Source organism: Streptomyces sp. NBC_00203 (genome assembly GCF_045206325.1).
Classification (GTDB): Bacteria; Actinomycetota; Actinomycetes; order Streptomycetales; family Streptomycetaceae; genus Streptomyces; species Streptomyces lutosisoli.
The window spans coordinates 7,901,613-7,918,000 of sequence record NZ_CP108126.1; the positions used below are offsets into that span (position 1 = coordinate 7,901,613).

General features: G+C 70.1%; 18 protein-coding genes. 12 read left to right on the forward strand and 6 right to left on the reverse strand.

Features of this window, described 5'->3' with window-relative positions; genetic code table 11:
- Nucleotides 1-3: 3 nt before the first annotated feature.
- The gene (gene sepH, locus OG975_RS35245) at nt 4-1,086 is read right to left on the reverse strand and encodes a septation protein SepH (RefSeq protein ID WP_406333360.1); all 1,083 of its coding nucleotides are present in this window, start codon (nt 1,084-1,086) and stop codon (nt 4-6) included.
- A 440-nt stretch (nt 1,087-1,526) separates the two neighbouring features.
- Here sepH and OG975_RS35250 point away from each other — a divergent pair, with 440 nt between their 5' ends.
- Complete coding sequence (locus OG975_RS35250; protein WP_406333362.1) at nt 1,527-2,300, forward strand: hypothetical protein; 774 nt, start codon at nt 1,527-1,529, stop codon at nt 2,298-2,300.
- Here the strand turns inward: OG975_RS35250 and OG975_RS35255 are convergent.
- Nucleotides 2,224-3,543, reverse strand: coding sequence for a D-arabinono-1,4-lactone oxidase (locus tag OG975_RS35255; protein ID WP_406333363.1), 1,320 nt, complete (start codon nt 3,541-3,543; stop codon nt 2,224-2,226). The genes OG975_RS35250 and OG975_RS35255 overlap by 77 nt on opposite strands.
- On the reverse strand, nt 3,503-4,741 hold the full coding sequence (locus OG975_RS35260) for an MFS transporter (RefSeq protein ID WP_369262868.1): 1,239 nt from the start codon (nt 4,739-4,741) through the stop codon (nt 3,503-3,505). The genes OG975_RS35255 and OG975_RS35260 overlap by 41 nt, the downstream gene beginning before the upstream one ends.
- Before the next feature lie 334 nt (nt 4,742-5,075).
- Here OG975_RS35260 and OG975_RS35265 point away from each other — a divergent pair, with 334 nt between their 5' ends.
- On the forward strand, nt 5,076-6,203 hold the full coding sequence (locus OG975_RS35265; RefSeq protein ID WP_406333364.1) for a ferrochelatase: 1,128 nt from the start codon (nt 5,076-5,078) through the stop codon (nt 6,201-6,203).
- Between the two features lie 8 nt (nt 6,204-6,211).
- Nucleotides 6,212-7,027, forward strand: coding sequence for an inositol monophosphatase family protein (locus tag OG975_RS35270; protein ID WP_406333365.1), 816 nt, complete (start codon nt 6,212-6,214; stop codon nt 7,025-7,027).
- A 71-nt stretch (nt 7,028-7,098) separates the two neighbouring features.
- Here the strand turns inward: OG975_RS35270 and OG975_RS35275 are convergent, their stop codons facing one another.
- Nucleotides 7,099-7,272 (reverse strand): hypothetical protein, encoded by a 174-nt coding sequence (locus OG975_RS35275; RefSeq protein ID WP_330307786.1) that lies wholly within the window; start codon nt 7,270-7,272, stop codon nt 7,099-7,101.
- A 417-nt stretch (nt 7,273-7,689) separates the two neighbouring features.
- On the opposite strand from OG975_RS35275, the gene OG975_RS35280 reads away from it, so the two are divergent.
- The 4 genes from OG975_RS35280 to OG975_RS35295 all read left to right on the forward strand — a co-directional run bounded on the left by OG975_RS35280 (nt 7,690) and on the right by OG975_RS35295 (nt 11,221).
- On the forward strand, nt 7,690-8,343 hold the full coding sequence (locus OG975_RS35280; RefSeq protein WP_266474245.1) for a response regulator transcription factor: 654 nt from the start codon (nt 7,690-7,692) through the stop codon (nt 8,341-8,343).
- A gap of 6 nt (nt 8,344-8,349) precedes the next feature.
- Entirely contained in the window at nt 8,350-9,594 is a 1,245-nt protein-coding gene (locus OG975_RS35285) for a sensor histidine kinase (protein WP_406333368.1), read from the forward strand.
- 393 nt (nt 9,595-9,987) lie between these two features.
- Nucleotides 9,988-10,284, forward strand: coding sequence for a DUF4193 domain-containing protein (locus tag OG975_RS35290; protein WP_003997302.1), 297 nt, complete (start codon nt 9,988-9,990; stop codon nt 10,282-10,284).
- A 13-nt stretch (nt 10,285-10,297) separates the two neighbouring features.
- Nucleotides 10,298-11,221: a hypothetical protein gene (locus tag OG975_RS35295; protein WP_406333370.1), complete on the forward strand. Its 924-nt coding sequence runs from the start codon at nt 10,298-10,300 to the stop codon at nt 11,219-11,221.
- A gap of 195 nt (nt 11,222-11,416) precedes the next feature.
- Here OG975_RS35295 and OG975_RS35300 read toward each other — a convergent pair whose 3' ends face one another.
- A complete protein-coding gene (locus OG975_RS35300) occupies nt 11,417-11,878 on the reverse strand; it encodes a DUF3093 domain-containing protein (RefSeq protein ID WP_327432265.1) in 462 nt (153 codons plus the stop codon).
- Between the two features lie 58 nt (nt 11,879-11,936).
- On the opposite strand from OG975_RS35300, the gene OG975_RS35305 reads away from it, so the two are divergent.
- The 5 genes from OG975_RS35305 to OG975_RS35325 all read left to right on the forward strand — a co-directional run bounded on the left by OG975_RS35305 (nt 11,937) and on the right by OG975_RS35325 (nt 16,003).
- A complete protein-coding gene (locus tag OG975_RS35305) occupies nt 11,937-12,521 on the forward strand; it encodes a PaaI family thioesterase (RefSeq protein WP_369262873.1) in 585 nt (194 codons plus the stop codon).
- Complete coding sequence (gene dut / locus OG975_RS35310) at nt 12,518-13,033, forward strand: dUTP diphosphatase (RefSeq protein WP_327432267.1); 516 nt, start codon at nt 12,518-12,520, stop codon at nt 13,031-13,033. Before OG975_RS35305 ends, dut begins: the two co-directional genes overlap by 4 nt.
- 1 nt (nt 13,034) lies before the next feature.
- Nucleotides 13,035-13,799: a DUF3710 domain-containing protein gene (locus OG975_RS35315; protein WP_327432268.1), complete on the forward strand. Its 765-nt coding sequence runs from the start codon at nt 13,035-13,037 to the stop codon at nt 13,797-13,799.
- Between the two features lie 209 nt (nt 13,800-14,008).
- Nucleotides 14,009-15,250 (forward strand): alginate lyase family protein, encoded by a 1,242-nt coding sequence (locus OG975_RS35320; protein WP_406333371.1) that lies wholly within the window; start codon nt 14,009-14,011, stop codon nt 15,248-15,250.
- Between the two features lie 60 nt (nt 15,251-15,310).
- The gene (locus OG975_RS35325) at nt 15,311-16,003 is read left to right on the forward strand and encodes an ABC transporter ATP-binding protein (protein WP_406333372.1); all 693 of its coding nucleotides are present in this window, start codon (nt 15,311-15,313) and stop codon (nt 16,001-16,003) included.
- 61 nt (nt 16,004-16,064) lie between these two features.
- Here OG975_RS35325 and OG975_RS35330 read toward each other — a convergent pair whose 3' ends face one another.
- On the reverse strand, nt 16,065-16,322 hold the full coding sequence (locus OG975_RS35330) for a hypothetical protein (protein ID WP_406333373.1): 258 nt from the start codon (nt 16,320-16,322) through the stop codon (nt 16,065-16,067).
- Between the last annotated feature and the right edge of the window lie 66 nt (nt 16,323-16,388).

Sequence of the window (16,388 nt, forward strand, 5' to 3'; positions counted from 1 at the left end):
CGACTAGTCCTGCTTCTTCCGCCGCGTGCCGAAGACGATCTCGTCCCAGCTCGGGACCGCCGCTCTGCGGCCCGGGCGGACGCCGTCGGCCTCGGCCTGGCGGTCCGTCGCGCCGACGAGACGGTCGCGGTGCGCGCCGACGGAGCGGGGCATGAGGACGTCCGCGTAGGCGGAACCGGCACCGGCCGAGGCGGCGGGAGCCGGGGGCTCCTCCGTCTCGGGCTCGGGGGCGGGCTCCTCCGCCGCAGGGTGCTCCGTGGTGGAGGGCCGCTCGGGCACCACCATGTCGCCCCGGAAGCTGGGCACCGCCTCCAGGAGGCTGGTGAGCGAGTCCCGTTCGGACTCCTCGATCGGCTCAGGGGACGGCGCCGGAATGCTCGGCCGCTCCATCTGCCGGTCCAGGGCGCGATCGAGTGGACGGTCGCGCGGCAGCCGTGCGATCCGCGGCACGAACGGGAAGCTCGGCTCGGGCGCCGCGAGGTCGTCGGACTCGCCGATCAGCGAACGCGCCTCGTCGTCGACGGCCTGGACGAGCCGCCGTGGCGGGTCGTACGTCCAGCTCGCCGAGTGCGGCTCACCCGCGACCACGTAGACCAGCAGTACTTCCCAGGTGCCGTCGTCGCGGCGCCACGAGTCCCACTGGACGGTGTCCTTGTCGGCGCCCCGGATCAGCAGCCGCTCCTGGACGGCCTCACCGAGCTGGGGTCCGACGTTCTCACCGGGGCGGCGGACGGGAGTCTTCCTGGCGCGCTCGGCCATGAAGGCGCGCTCGGCGAGCACGGGGCCCTCGAAGCGGCGTACGCGATCGACGGGGATCCCGGCGAGCTGGGCGACTTCCTCCGCGGAGGCGCCGGCACGTATACGTGCCTGGATGTCTCGGGGGCGGAGATGGCTCTCCACCTCGATCTCGATCTGGCCGAGGCGGGGACGGTCGCCGCGTACGGCGGCGCGCAGACGCTCGTCAATCGGAAGCGTGTATTCCGTGCTGTCCGCAGCCTTCAGCACCAGCCGTGTGCCGTCGTTAGAGACGGCCACGACACGCAGTTCGGGCATGGGGACCTCCCGGGTGGTGCCTGCCGACGTCACGTGCGTCGCTGCTTCCGCTAGTCGAGTGTGGCCTGCCCGGGTGCAGCCTGCCACAACCTTGCCGAGTTGCCCGGCGTGTCGGGCGCGGACCCGGGATCGCCGTTATGGCACGGTTACCTGTTCGCAACGCTAAGTGACGAACTCCATCACCCTGTGCAACGAGCCCCCTCCCGGCGGTCCTGCAAGGCCCCGGACACCCTGGCGGGAGTCCGGATCCAGGGCTCGCAACAGTACTCCATTCGGGCCACGTGCGTGGATCGGCACGCCGCCCAACTTCTAGTGGGGGGAGGTAGTTGGCCGTCCGATGCGTCGTTTTCGTGCCCATCAAACGTGTCGCGCTTCACGAAATCACCAGAAATGGAACGAATCGTTTCGCCTGTTCGTCCCTTCCTAGTGCAGGAAGTCGATTCATGTTCGGGAAAGGCAGGCAAGGTCCGGGGATGGGTGTGACGTCGGAAGCCGACCAGGAACCGAGGAAGAAGGAGGAGGGCGAGGAGGAACCGAAGAAGAAGCGGGTGGATCTGAGCGTCCCCCAAGTCGCGGGCAGCGCGGTGGCCGCCGTGCTGGCGGCCAAACTCGCCTCCTACTTCGGGGTCTACGGGACGATCCTGGGTGCCGGAGTGGTCAGCGCGATCGCCACCTGCGGAGGCACCGTCTTCCAGCACTTCTTCAAGCGCACCGGCGAACAGATACGCGACGTGACGGTGCAGGCCAAGCCGAAGACCCAGCTCCAGCAGGCGCCCGCCGTGGGCGAGTTCACCGAAGCGACCGTCTATCGCGCGCGGGTCAGGAGCTGGAAGCGGCCCGTGGTCGCCGCGGCCCTCGTCTTCGGCGTCACGATGGCCGGGATCACCACGTACGAACTGGTGTCGGGGCAGAGCTTCAGCGGCGACGGCAAGAGCACGACCGTCGGCACCGCCTTCAAGGGGAGCGGCTCCAACTCGGAGAAGTCGGAGACCGGTACGACGCCTTCCGCCGGATCCTCCTCCGCGCAGCCGTCCTCGGGCAGCAGCGCTTCCGGGGCTGCTCAGGACGACGGCGACGGCGCTACGACATCCACGCCGACGCCGAGTTCCAGCGCCTCCTCGGACCCGGAGGCCGGGGATACCACCCCGACGCCCACGCCCAGCGAGTCCGCTACGACCCCAGAACCCTCCGCAAGTAGTCATTCCCAAAGCGCCGATCCGGGTCAAGCCGATCCCTCAGCGCCGTGAACTCGCCGAAGCGCGGATAGACCTTGGAGAAGTACTCCGCGTCGCGCGTGTGCACCTTGCCCCAGTGCGGCCGGCCCTCGTGCGCGGTGAAGATCCGCTCGGCGGCGGTGAAATACGCCTGATAGGGGGTGCCCCTGAACATGTGAACGGCGATGTAGGCGCTCTCCCGCCCGGACGCGGTGGAGAGGGTGATGTCGTCCGCGGGGGCCGTGCGCACCTCGACGGGGAAGCTGACCCGCAGGGTCGAGCGGTCGACCATGGCCTTCAGTTCGCGCAGCGTCTCGACCAGGGCCTCGCGCGGGACGGCGTACTCCATCTCCACGAAGCGCACCCGACGCGGAGAAGTGAAGACTTTGTAGGGAATGTCGGTGTAGGTCCGGGCGGACAGCGCGCGGCTGGAGATCTTCGCGATCGTCGGGATGGTGGCGGGCACGGCGCGGCCGACCAGATTGGCCACCTGGAAGACGCCGTTGGAGAGGAACTCGTCCTCGATCCAGCCGCTGATCTGCCCGATGGGCTTCTCGGGGCCGGCGCTGCGGTTGTTGCGCTTGGTGTTGCAGTTGCCGGTGTGCGGGAACCAGTAGAACTCGAAGTGCTCGTTCTCGGTGAAGAGTTCGTCGAAGTCGGCGGTGACCTTGTCGAAGGTCATCGGCTCCTCGCGGGCCGTGAGCAGAAAAGTGGGCTCTACGGAGAAGGTGATCGCGGTGACGATCCCCAGGGCGCCGATTCCGATCCGGGCCGCCGCGAAGACCTCGGGATTCTCCTTCTCGGAGCAGGTGAGCAGCGAGCCGTCCGCGGTGACCAGCTCAAGTCCCTTGATCTGCGCGGCGATCGAGGCCGAGTCGCGCCCCGTGCCGTGCGTTCCGGTGCTGGTCGCACCCGAAACCGTCTGCTCCATGATGTCGCCCATGTTCGTGAGCGACAGTCCCTCGCGCGCGAGAGCCATATTGAGACGCTTGAGCGGGGTGCCCGCCTCAACAGTGACAGTGCCGGCCTCACGGTCAATCTTGCGGATGCCGGTCAACAGTTGAGGGCGGATCAATACGCCGTCGGTCGCGGCGGCGGCCGTGAAGGAGTGCCCGGTGCCGACGGCCTTCACCTTCAGACCGTCGTCGGCGGCCTTCCGTACGGCCGCGGAGAGCTCTTCGACCGAAGCGGGGGCGACCTCCCGTACGGGACGGGCGGTGACGTTCCCCGCCCAGTTACGCCACGTGCCGCTCTTCCCGCTCACTGTGGTGCTCATGGGTCCCCTCCCGCTGCGGAACCGGCCTGCTCAGCCGGCGATACCCGAGGAAACCGACCGCGACCGCGACGGCTCCGGAGACCGCCGGAACCCCGTACCCGGCCTTCGCACCGGCGGCGTCGATCACCCAGCCGGCCACGGAGGAACCGAGCGCGACCCCGACCGCGAGCCCGGTGCTCACCCAGGTCATGCCCTCGGTCAGTTTCGCGCGTGGTACGTGCTGTTCGATGAGGGACATCGTCGTGATCATCGTGGGAGCGATGGAGAGACCCGCAACGAACAGCGCCACGGCCAGAAACGGCAAGTTTCCGACCAGTAGGAGGGGGATCATACTCACGGCCATCGCGCATATGCCCAGCAGCCACCGACGTTCGGGCGCCCCCTTGAAGTGCAGCAGTCCGAACACCGCTCCCGCGACGCAGGAGCCCGCGGCGTAGAGCGCGAGGACGACGCTCGCGGCGCCCTTGTGTCCCTGCTCCTCGGCGAAGGCCACGGTGACCACGTCGACGGCTCCGAAGATCGCCCCGGTCGCCACGAACGTGGCCACCAGGACCTGGAGTCCGGCCGCGCGGAGCGCCGAACCGCCGGTGTGCTGCTCACGCGGATGCGGCACGGGCTCGGTGGCGCGCTGGGAGGTCAGCCAGAAGACTCCGGCGGCGAGGAAGCAGGCGGCGAGCAGCGGCCCGGCCTCCGGGAACCACACCGTGGACAGGCCGATGGAGATGATCGGCCCGAAGATGAAACAGATCTCGTCGACCACGGACTCGAAGGAGTACGCGGTGTGCAGTTGCGGGGTGTCCCGGTAGAGGGCCGCCCAGCGGGCCCGGATCATCGCGCCGATGCTCGGGACACAGCCGATGCCGGCCGAGCAGACGAACAGCACCCAGTCCGGCCGGTCGAAGTGTGCGGCGAGCAGCAGCCCGGCGGCCGCGGCGAGCGCGAACAGTGTCACGGGGCGCAGCACCCGCCGCTGCCCGTACTGGTCCACCAGTCGCGAGACCTGCGGGCCCATCACGGCGGCCGCCAGCGCCATGGTCGCCGACAGCGCGCCCGCGAGCCCGTACCGTCCGGTGAGCTGGGAGATCATCGTGACCACGCCGATGCCCATCATCGACAGCGGCATCCGGCCGAGGAAGCCCGCGGCGGAGAAGCCCTTGGAGCCGGGGGCGGCGAACAGGGCGCGGTAGGGGCTGGGCACGGGGGACTCCGGTCGGCTCGGCCCGGCCGCCCGGTCACCACGGGCGGTCCGAACTCCGGTAAGGCGTGAATCTGGCCGATACAGCTTACGGGTGAGGTGACCCTAACGCACGCCCTCCGCACGCCCCTCTGCGCGCCCTCGCGCCGATCTCCGGTGCGTTCGAGGCCGCCTTCGCGCCTGCCCCTGCCCGCTGTCGAGCCCGACCCTCGCGCCTGCCCCTGCCCGCTGTCGAGCCCGACCCTCGCGCCTGCCCCTCGCCCCGTCGAGCCTGCCCTCGCTCTCCCGTCACCCCGCCGTTTCCTGCCTGTCAGTGCCGGGTGGCAGGATCGGACGCATGCCAGATGCGCTCGATGCCACCCCCTACGACGCCCTGCTCCTGCTCTCGTTCGGCGGCCCGGAAGGCCCCGACGACGTGGTCCCGTTCCTGGAGAACGTGACGCGGGGGAGAGGCATCCCCAAGGAACGGCTCAAGGAAGTGGGTCAGCACTACTTCCTGTTCGGCGGGGTCAGCCCCATCAACGACCAGAACCGCGCCCTGCTCGACGCCCTCCGCAAGGACTTCGCCGACCACGGCCTGGACCTGCCCGTCTACTGGGGCAACCGCAACTGGGCGCCGTACCTGACCGACACCCTGCGCGAGCTGGTCGCCGACGGCCGCCGCCGCGTCCTCGTCCTCGCCACCAGCGCGTACGCCTCGTACTCGGGCTGCCGCCAGTACCGCGAGGACCTCGCCGGCGCCCTGGCGACCCTGGAGGCCGAGGGCCTGCAGCTCCCGAAGATCGACAAGCTGCGCCATTACTTCAACCACCCCGGCTTCGTGGAGCCCATGATCGAGGGCGTCCTGAAGTCCCTCGCCGAACTCCCCGAGGACGTACGCGCGGGCGCGCATCTCGCCTTCACGACGCACTCCATCCCGAACGCCGCGGCGGACACCTCCGGGCCGGTCGAGGACCGCGGAGACGGCGGCGCGTACGTCAGGCAGCACCTGGACGTCGCCGGGCTGATCGCCGACGCCGTGCGCGAGGAGACCGGGATCGAGCACCCCTGGCAGCTCGTCTACCAGTCGCGTTCCGGAGCCCCGCACATCCCGTGGCTGGAGCCCGACATCTGCGACCACCTGGAGGAGCTGCACGGCGCCGGGGTCCCGGCCGTCGTGATGGCCCCCATCGGGTTCGTCTCGGACCACATGGAGGTCCTGTACGACCTCGACACGGAGGCGAAGGCCAAGGCCGAGGAGCTGGGTCTGCCGGTGCGCCGCTCGGCCACCGTGGGCGCCGACCCCCGGCTCGCCGCGGCGATCCGTGAACTCGTCCTGGAGCGCGCCGCGACGGAGAGCGGCCGACAGGTGACACCCTGCGCCCTGGGGGCGCTCGGCCCGAGCGCGGACCTGTGCCCGGTGGGCTGCTGCCCGGCCCGCGCCCCGAAGCCCGCCGCCGCGGGCGCCGACAGCCCGTACGCCTGAGGAGCCCCGTGATCGAGCCCCTGCACACCGAACTGCTCCAGCTCGCGCACCAGGCCGCCCGCAGCGCCGGTGAGCTGCTGCGGGACGGACGCCCGGTGGACCTCGCGGTCGCCGCCACCAAGTCCAGCCCGATCGACGTCGTCACCGAGATGGACATCGCCGCCGAGAAGCTGATCACCGACCTGATCTCCCAGCACCGCCCCGCCGACGGCTTCCTCGGCGAGGAGGGCGCCGCCATGGAGGGCACCAGCGGCATCCGCTGGGTCATCGACCCGCTCGACGGCACGGTCAACTACCTGTACGGGCTGCCGACCTGGGCGGTGTCCATCGCCGCCGAACAGGACGGCGAGACCGTCGTCGGAGTCGTCGCGGCGCCGATGCGCGGCGAGACGTACCACGCGGTGCGCGGCCGTGGTGCCCGGGCCACCGGAGCCTGGGTCGGCGAGCGTCGGCTGGCCTGCCGCCCGTCGCCGCCCCTGGACCAGGCCCTGGTCTCGACCGGCTTCAACTATGTGACCGAGGTCAAGGCCCACCAGGCCGACGTCGCCCAGCGGCTGATCCCGCTGGTGCGCGACATCCGGCGCAGCGGATCGGCGGCGGTCGACCTGTGCGACGTCGCGGCCGGCCGCCTCGACGGCTACTACGAACGCGGCCTCAACCCCTGGGACCTCGCGGCGGGCGACCTGATCGCCCGTGAGGCGGGCGCCCTGACCGGTGGACGCCCCGGAGAGCGCCCCGCGGGCGATCTGGCGGTGGCTGCCTCACCGGGCGTCTTCGAGCCCCTCCAGCGGCTCCTGGAGGACTTCGGCGCCTGGCACGACTGACGCCGTCCACCACAACGGAGCGGGGCCCCGGCACTGGATCGATGCCGGGGCCCCGCTCTCGTACGAACTGATCAGACGCGCGTCGCGCCGACCTCCACACCGTGCTCGGCGGCGAGGCGGTGCAGGTCGTCGAGCTCGGCCTGCTCGACCTCCGCGAGGAAGTCGTCGCCTGATTCGCGAGCCCGCGTCAGGTCGGTCTCGGTCGCCCTTATGCGCTGCAGAAGTCCTGCGGTGAATGCGTCCATGCTGCGCCCCCTCGTCCTGGGTCGTGGGTCGGGTGGCACGGGGGTGTGCCGTTCGGAAGGGGCGATCACGTCTACAGATGGGGTGCCCAGCGCTGCCCAGGCTGGGCGGCGACGGTGCCGGACACCCACGCCCGCTCTGCGGAAGCGGTTGGACGTACCACAAGGTGGCTTGCCACATGCAGAGCGTGATCGCGGGGTGTAAAGCCGTCCTCCCCCCGCTCTCTTCCGTGGAAACCTCAACCCGACGAGAAAATCTCGCATTCCCGGGGCCCAGGACCGTCGTCCCGAGCGCCTCTCACCCGCCTTACAGCCGGTTTATGGCCGAAAAGGGCAGGATGGAGCCCTCATCCGTGACAGACCTGCCCGCGTGGTGCCCTGAAGGGCGCTACGCGGGTGGACAGAGGAAGGACAAGCGACGTGCGCGTACTCGTCGTCGAGGACGAGCAGCTGCTCGCCGATGCGGTGGCCACCGGACTGCGCCGGGAGGCCATGGCCGTCGACGTCGTGTACGACGGTGCGGCCGCCCTGGAGCGCATCGGCGTCAACGACTACGACGTGGTCGTCCTCGACCGCGACCTCCCGCTCGTGCACGGCGACGACGTCTGCCGCAAGGTCGTCGAGCTCGGCATGCCCACGCGCGTGCTGATGCTCACCGCGTCCGGCGACGTCAGCGACCGCGTCGAGGGCCTGGAGATCGGCGCCGACGACTACCTCCCCAAGCCCTTCGCGTTCAGCGAGCTGACGGCACGCGTGCGTGCCCTCGGACGTCGTACGAGCCTGCCGCTGCCCCCCGTCCTGGAGCGCGCCGGGATCAAGCTCGACCCCAACCGCCGCGAGGTCTTCCGCGACGGCAAGGAGGTCCAGCTCGCGCCCAAGGAGTTCGCCGTCCTGGAGGTGCTGCTGCGCAGCGAGGGCGCCGTCGTCTCCGCCGAGCAGCTCCTGGAGAAGGCCTGGGACGAGAACACGGACCCGTTCACCAACGTCGTACGCGTCACCGTGATGACCCTGCGCCGCAAGCTCGGCGAGCCCCCCGTCATCGTCACCGTGCCCGGCTCCGGCTACCGGATCTGATCACCCGTGGCCACGACCCCCGCGCCGCCGACGGCGCCTCCGAAGCCCACCTGGGACCCAAGGCCGGAACCCCCGTTCCCCTGGCTGCGCCCGACCATCCGGATACGGCTCACGCTGCTGTACGGCGGCATGTTCCTGATCGCCGGCATCATGCTGCTGTCGATCATCTATCTGCTCGCGGCCCAGGCCCTGAACACGGGGGCCGAGCCGCTCTTCAAGATCGCCAGCGGCACCGCGATCAAGGTCAACAGCGACAACTGCCCCGCAGTCCAGGCGGGCAACCTGTCGCTCGACGAGTTCAACACCGCGATCAGCACCTGCATCGACCACCAGCGCCAGGCCGCCCTGGACAACCTGCTCAGCCGCTCGCTGCTCGCCCTGCTCGGCCTCGCCATCATCGCGTTCGCCTTCGGCTACGCGATGGCCGGCCGGGTGCTCTCGCCGCTCGGCCGGATCACCCGGACCGCGCGAGCTGTGGCGGGCTCGGACCTGTCCCGGCGGATCGAGCTGGACGGCCCGGACGACGAGCTGAAGGAACTCGCGGACACCTTCGACGACATGCTGGAGCGGCTGGAGCGGGCCTTCACCGCCCAGCAGCGGTTCGTGGGGAACGCCTCGCACGAACTGCGCACCCCGCTCGCGATCAACCGCACGCTCCTGGAAGTGCACCTCTCCGACCCCGGTGCGCCGATGGAGCTCCAGCAGCTCGGCAAGACGCTGCTCGCCACCAACGAGCGCAGCGAACAGCTCGTGGAGGGCCTGCTGCTGCTCGCCCGCAGCGACAACCAGATCGTCGAGCGCAAGCCCGTGGACCTCGCCGAGGTCGCCTCGCAGGCCGTCGACCAGGTGCACGCCGAGGCCGAGGCCAAGGGCGTGAAGATCCGCGGGGAGCGCGCCGTGGCGGTCGTGCAGGGCAATGGCGTCCTGCTGGAGCGGATCGCCCTGAACCTCGTCCAGAACGCCGTCCGGTACAACGTGCCGGAGAGGGGCTGGGTCGACGTCAGGACAGAGGTCCAGCATGGCCAGGCGGTCCTGGTGGTCTCGAACACGGGGCCGGTGGTTCCCGCGTACGAGATCGACAATCTTTTCGAGCCTTTCCGGCGGCTGCGTACGGAGCGCACGGGCAGTGACAAGGGTGTGGGCCTCGGCCTGTCCATCGCCCGGTCGGTGGCCCGCGCCCACGGGGGTCACATCACCGCGGAGCCGCGAGAAGGGGGTGGCCTCGTGATGCGCGTAACCCTGCCTATCTGAGACCATGTCGCCGACACGCGACGATGTTCGCTTTGCGCGGAATTTTCTGGTCACCCATCCGGGAGGCCCGTGTGTGATCGATCACAAGGGCGATTTTCCGGCCATCCACTCTCCGTGATCATGCATGCTGTCGGAAAGCCGGGAAAATCCGGGTTTTCGGGGGTCTTGATCACGGGAAGTACACGGTGGGACGCCTTTGAAGTGCGGCCTTAGGACCGTGTACGGTCCGCATCGCCATCCAAGCCGATCACTCTTGAGGAGTCCGGTTGGGTGTCGATTGAGTAACAGACCTTGATGTGAGGCAAAATCTCCGCCTCGGGTCGGGCACAAGTCCGGCCTCTCACGCGTTACGTGCGCTGGAGACACCGCAGACACCCAGAGGGGGAGAGCGACATGGCAACGGATTACGACACCCCACGCAAGACCGACGACGACGTCGACTCGGACAGCCTTGAAGAACTGAAGGCTCGCCGGAACGACAAGTCGACCTCGTCCGTCGACGTAGATGAATTCGAGGCCGCAGAAGGCCTCGAGCTGCCCGGAGCCGACCTCTCGAACGAGGAGCTGGCCGTCCGGGTCCTGCCCAAGCAGCAGGATGAGTTCACTTGCATGAGCTGCTTCCTGGTGCACCACCGCAGCCAGCTGGCCCGCGAGAAGAACGGTCAGCCGATCTGCCGCGACTGCGACTGAGGCAGGGTCGGCCGTGACTGGCTCGACCTCACCTTGGAAGCGCCGCCTCCCCCCACGGGAAGCGGACGAAGGGCCCTCAGACGGCTCTGAAGGCGTGCGTGACGACGAGCGGGGCTCTTCCGAACCGGGATCAGCCTCGCTCGAGCGGGCGCCCGCCACAGGCGGCCTGACGGCTTCCGCCGTCACTCCCGCGCCCGCCGCCAGGCGCCGCGCGGTGGTGATCCGGGACGGGGTCGTGAAGGGCGTCCGCAAGGGCGTTCAGAAGGGCGGCAGCCTGGCCAGGGCGGGCCTGGCGTACCTCGCCGACCGGATCATCGATATCGCCCCGCGGATTCCCGTACGGGACCTCGCGACCCTTCGCAAGCAGTTCCCGGACCTCGGTCCCGAGCAGCTCGCGGACAAGCTCGTCGCGGGCGCGGCCGCCGCGACGTCCACGGTCGGTGCCGGGGTCGGCGCCGCCGCGATGCTGCCGGTGCCGCCCGCCATGCCCACGGAGCTGGCCACCGAGATCACCGGCGTAGCCGCGATCGAGCTGAAGCTGATCGCCGAGCTCCATGAGGTCTACGGCCTGCGACCGCCGGGCAACCTCAAGCAGCGAAGCACCGCGTATCTGAACTCCTGGTCCGGGGAGCGCGGGATCGACGTGACGAAGCCCGCGACGATCAACGCCGCGCTGGGCGGCCAGATGAAGCGCGAACTGCGCCAGCAGATCATGAAACGCGTGGTCCGGGATCTGCCCAACCTGATGCCGTTCATGGTCGGCGCCGCGGTCGGTGCGGTCATGAACCGCCGCGACACCAAACGCCTCGCGGGGCGCATTCGCAACGACCTGCGGAAGATGCAGGTGCCCTGGGATGCGCTTCCCGAGCTGCCGCCGTTGGAGAAGCCGGCGAATCCGCTGCGGATGGGGGAGATCACCAGGGAGCTGGAGCGCTGAGACCTCCCCGGGCGGCGAGCTCCTGGCGGGCCCGCGCCCGCGACTCGATGTGGTGCCCCGCGGGCGGATTCCGTCGTCGGTTGCTCCGAGTCCGGCACCGCCGGGCATCGCCGTCGCGGCTGGTCCCCGTCGTGGCGGACAACCAGTGACCGGCGGAGAAGCGCTGTGCCCGCGCGGCTTGCGCCGATGTGCGGCTTACGCCGACGCTCGCGCCGCTTCCAGCGCCGCCACCAACCGCTCCGGCTCCCGCGTCGACAGGTACAGGTACGGCGTCGGGTCGGCCGGGTCCGTGACCTGGACGCGGAGGGCCGTGGGGATGTAGGCGCGCAGGAGCATGAAGGCGCGGGGGTCGGCCTTGTACGTGCGCCAGGCGCGCGCCTCCTCCTGGTCCATGATCTCGGCGTCACCGAGGGCCGAGACGGGGATCTTGGCCTCGCCGGCGATCAGGGAGTCGCCGACGACACGGATGCGGATCGAGCCGTAGGCGCTGGCCACGACCGCCGAGACCGCGGTGCCGCCGACCAGGGCTCCCAGCAGCGGCAGCGTGCCGAACGGGAGGAAGATCAGGGCCATCGCGATCCCGACCAGGAAGCAGACCAGCCACCAGGTGCGGGGTGCGGTGAGGCGTTCTTCGTACGGCGAGGCGGAAAGCTGCATGAAGCCAAGCTTGGCACGGTGCGAAGTCATGGTGGACTCGCGGGTAAGGTCTGCGGCTGTGAGTGGTACTTCCGCAGCTCTGACGCCCCCCGCCGACGCCGTCGCGCCGGTGCGGCACCCCGACGCGCCCGCCCCCGGCGAGCTCCTCGGGGCGCACTACGAACAGTGTTTCGGGTGTGGCGGAGAGCAGCCCCACGGACTCCATCTGGAGGCCCGCGCGGGGGAGGGGGTCCGGATCACGGCGGAGTTCACCGTGCGGCCCGCTCACCAGGGCGCCCCGGGGCTCGCGCACGGCGGCGTCCTCGCCACCGCGCTGGACGAGACGCTCGGCTCGCTGAACTGGCTGCTGCGCACGATCGCCGTGACCGGGCGGCTGGAGACCGACTTCCGGCGCCCGGTGCCCGTCGGCACCGTGCTCCACCTGGAGGCCGAGGTCACCGCGGTGGCCGGCCGGAAGATCTACTCGACCGCCACCGGGCGGATCGGCGGTCCCGACGGACCCGTCGCCGTCCGCGCCGACGCCCTCTTCATCGAGGTGAAGGTCGACCACTTCATCGACAACGGCCGCCCGGAGGAGATCCGGGCCGCCATGAGCGAGCCGGACCAGATCAGGCGCGCCCGCGCTTTCGAGGTGAACCCGTGACCCGTAACCCAGTGGACGTGCTGATCCGCCGCGTGGACCCGGAAGTCCCGCTTCCCGAGTACGCGCACCCCGGTGACGCGGGAGCCGATCTGCGCACCACCGAGAGCTGTGAACTGAAGCCGGGTGAACGGACGGTTCTGCCCACGGGAGTGTCCATCGCGCTGCCCGAGGGGTACGCGGCCTTCGTGCACCCGCGTTCCGGGCTCGCCGCCCGCTGCGGTGTCGCCCTCGTGAATGCCCCGGGGACGGTGGATGCCGGGTACCGTGGGGAGATCAAGGTGATCGTGGTGAATCTCGACCCGCGCGAGTCCGTGCGGTTCGAGCGCTTCGACCGGATTGCCCAACTGGTCGTCCAGCAGGTCGAGAAAGTCCGCTTCCAGGAGGTCGCGGAGCTTCCCGACTCTGCACGGGCCGCAGGGGGCTTCGGGTCCACCGGCGGTCATGCCGCCGTGGACAGCACAACGGGTGGGAATCGATACGCTTCGGTCGTATCCGACCGGGAAGGACAGTGACGTGTTCGGACGTCGCAAGAAGGGCAGTGCCGCCGAGGACGCGGCGAGCGAGGCCGAGCAGGTCGTCGACGACGTCGACACTGAGGCGGACGAGTCGGAGGAGCGGGAGCGCGTGAGGCTCGAACCCGAGCCGCGCCCCGATGGTCCCTGGGACGACTCCGAGGTCCGCGATCCGGCCGAGGGACGGGTGGACCTCGGCGGTCTCTTCGTGCCCGGAGTCGACGGCATGGAGCTGCGGGTCGAGGTCGCGGGCGACGCGATCGTCGCGGCCACCGTCGTCCTGAAGGACAGCGCCGTGCAGCTCCAGGCCTTCGCCGCTCCCAAGCGCGAGGGCATCTGGGGCGAGGTACGCGAGGAGATCGCCTCCGGGATCACCCAGCAGGGCGGTGTCATCGACGAGGTCGAGGGCCCGCTGGGCTGGGAGCTGCGGGCGCAGGTGCCGGTGCAGCTGCCGGACGGCACGGGCGGTTTCCAGGTCGTGCGGTTCGTCGGTGTGGACGGCCCCCGCTGGTTCCTGCGCGGAGTGATCTCCGGGCAGGGCGCGGTGCAGCCGCAGGCCGCGGGTCTGCTGGAGCAGATCTTCCGGGACACGGTCGTCGTCCGTGGCGAGGGTCCGATGGCCCCCCGCGACCCGATCGTCCTGAAGCTGCCGAACGACGCGCAGATGGTGCCCGAAGGTGTCCAGCAGGAGGATCAGGGCGGTTCCCGCTTCTCCGGCGGCATGGGGCAGCTCCAGCGCGGACCGGAGATCACCGAGGTCCGCTAGGCGCCGCGCTCGGCTTGAGTCTGGATGTGGGCCGCACCCCCCGTGGGGTGCGGCCCTTTCTCATGCGCTCCTTCTCGTGTGCCCTTCCTCGTGCGCCTTTTCTCATGCGCCGCTCATGTGCCGCCTCTTGACGGGCAGTTGGTCTATACCTAAGGTCCCGGCCATCGCGTGCGTTCAAACACGCGCTCATCGTTCACATACGAGAACGGATGGCCCCCCACATGCCCGAGACCCCCGACACCCCCGCCGCGCACCGCCGCAGACGGCGCCCGGCCCTGCTCGCCACCGTCGCCGCCGCGACCGCCGCCCTGGTCGCCGGGTTCCTCTCCTGGCCCGGCGCCCAGCAGGCCGACGCCGCGCCCGCCACCTTCGTGCACCCCGGAGTCACCGTCTCCAAGGGGCAGCTGGACTTCGCCCGCACCAAGGTCCTCGCCGGCGCCCAGCCCTGGAAGGGCGCGTACGACCAGATGATGGCGAGCAAGTACGCCTCACTGACACGCACCGCCACCCCCCGGGCGACCGTCGAGTGCGGCTCGTACTCCAACCCCAACTACGGCTGCACCGACGAGCGCGAGGACGCGATAGCCGCGTACACCGACGCCCTCGCCTGGTACATCACCCGCGACGCGCGCTACGCCCAGAAGTCCATCGAGCTGATGGACGCCTGGTCGGCCACCATCAAGGACCACACCAACAGCAACGCGCCGCTGCAGACCGGCTGGGCCGGCTCCTCCTGGCCCAAGGCCGCCGAGATCATCAAGTACACGTACACGGGGACGTGGACCAACTCCGCCCGCTTCGGCACGATGCTCCGCAACGTCTACCTCCCCGAGATCATCAACGGCTCGAATTCCAACGGGAACTGGGAGCTGTCGATGATGGAGGCCGCCATCGGCATCTCCGTCTTCCTTGAGGACAAGACGTCGTACGACACGGCCATGGCGAAGTTCCGGACGCGTACGGCCGCGTACGTCTATCTCTCCTCCGACGGCTCCGTGCCGAAGACCGTGCCGAGCCAGAACCTCGACACCACGGCGAAGATCGTCTCCTACTGGCAGGGGCAGTCCACCTTCGTCACCGGGCTCACCCAGGAGACGTGCCGCGACTTCACCCACACCGGATACGGCATCTCCGCGATCTCGCACGTCGCCGAGACCAGCCGGATCCAGGGGCAGGACCTCTACGGCACCGATGTCGGCGAGCGGCTGCGGCAGGCGCTCGGCTTCCAGTCGAAGTACCAGCTGGGGACGGCCGTGCCGAGCTGGCTGTGCGGCGGCTCGCTCACCCTCGGCCTGGGCCCCGTCACCGAGGTCGGTTACAACGCCCTGCACAACCGCCTGGGCATCGCGATGACCAACACCCAGACCCTGACCGAGCAGAACCGCCCGGCCGGCAGCAACAACCTGTTTGTGGCCTGGGAGACGCTGACCCACGGCGACAACCCCAGCTGAACCATTGAAGGACCGGGCTCCCGGCGGTGATACTGGCGCCCGGTCCACGGGGGAGGGGACATGAGCCAGGTCGTCACGGACGCCATGGTGCGCGTCGAGAACATCCATCGGTCGTACGGCACCGGAGCCGCCGCCGTGCACGCGTTGCGCGGTGTCTCCTTCGACGTACCGCGCGGTGAACTCGTCGCCCTCAAGGGCCGCTCCGGATCCGGCAAGACCACGCTTCTCAACCTCGTCGGAGGGCTCGACGAGCCGGACGAGGGCAGGATCGTCGTCGACGGGCTGGATCTCTCCACGCTCGACGAGAACGGCATCCTGGGACTGCGCCGCGACCGTATCGGCTTCGTCTTCCAGTCCTTCGGGCTCATCCCCATCCTCACCGCCGCCGAGAACGTCGGCGTTCCGCTGCGGCTGCGCCGGGCCGATCCGCGCGAGCGCGAGGAACGCGTCGACCTGCTCCTCTCCCTCGTCGGCCTCGCCGACCACGCGGCCCAGCGCCCCGGCGAACTCTCCGGCGGCCAGCAACAGCGGGTGGCCATCGCCCGCGCCCTCGCCAACAACCCCTCCCTCCTCATCGCCGACGAGCCCACGGGCCAGCTCGACGCCGAGACGGGCATCGCCGTGATGGAGCTGCTGCGCGCGGTCGTCCACAGCGAACAGGTGACGGCGCTGGTCGCCACCCACGACGCGACCCTGCTGGATCTGGCCGACCGGGTGCTGGAGCTGAGCGACGGGGAGATCGTCGAGCACTGAGACGGTGCGGCCCGAGGTGCGCGTCCCTGAACGTGAGCCTTGGGGCGGGCTGTCCGGCGTATCACTGTCCGCTCCCCGGGGGCTTCTCCGCGGCCGACGCGGTCGACGCGGTCGAGTGGAGATCGGCACTGGCCCGCACCACCGCGGCGCGCTGGTGCGGATCCGAGCCCTCCACGGCGATCAGGGTGCGGCGCGTGTTCTCCTCCTCCGTCCGCACCACGGTCCGGTGCCGGATCCATGAGCGGGCCAGTGCCAGCACTCCTGGTGCCGTGGCGAGGAGGGCGGCGGTGAGGGAGGCGAAGGGGTCGATCGCGGTCATGCGGTGCTCCTCGGTGTCGGGCGGCGACGGGCTTGCCCCAACTCTCCGAGCAGGCAAGGGTTTCCC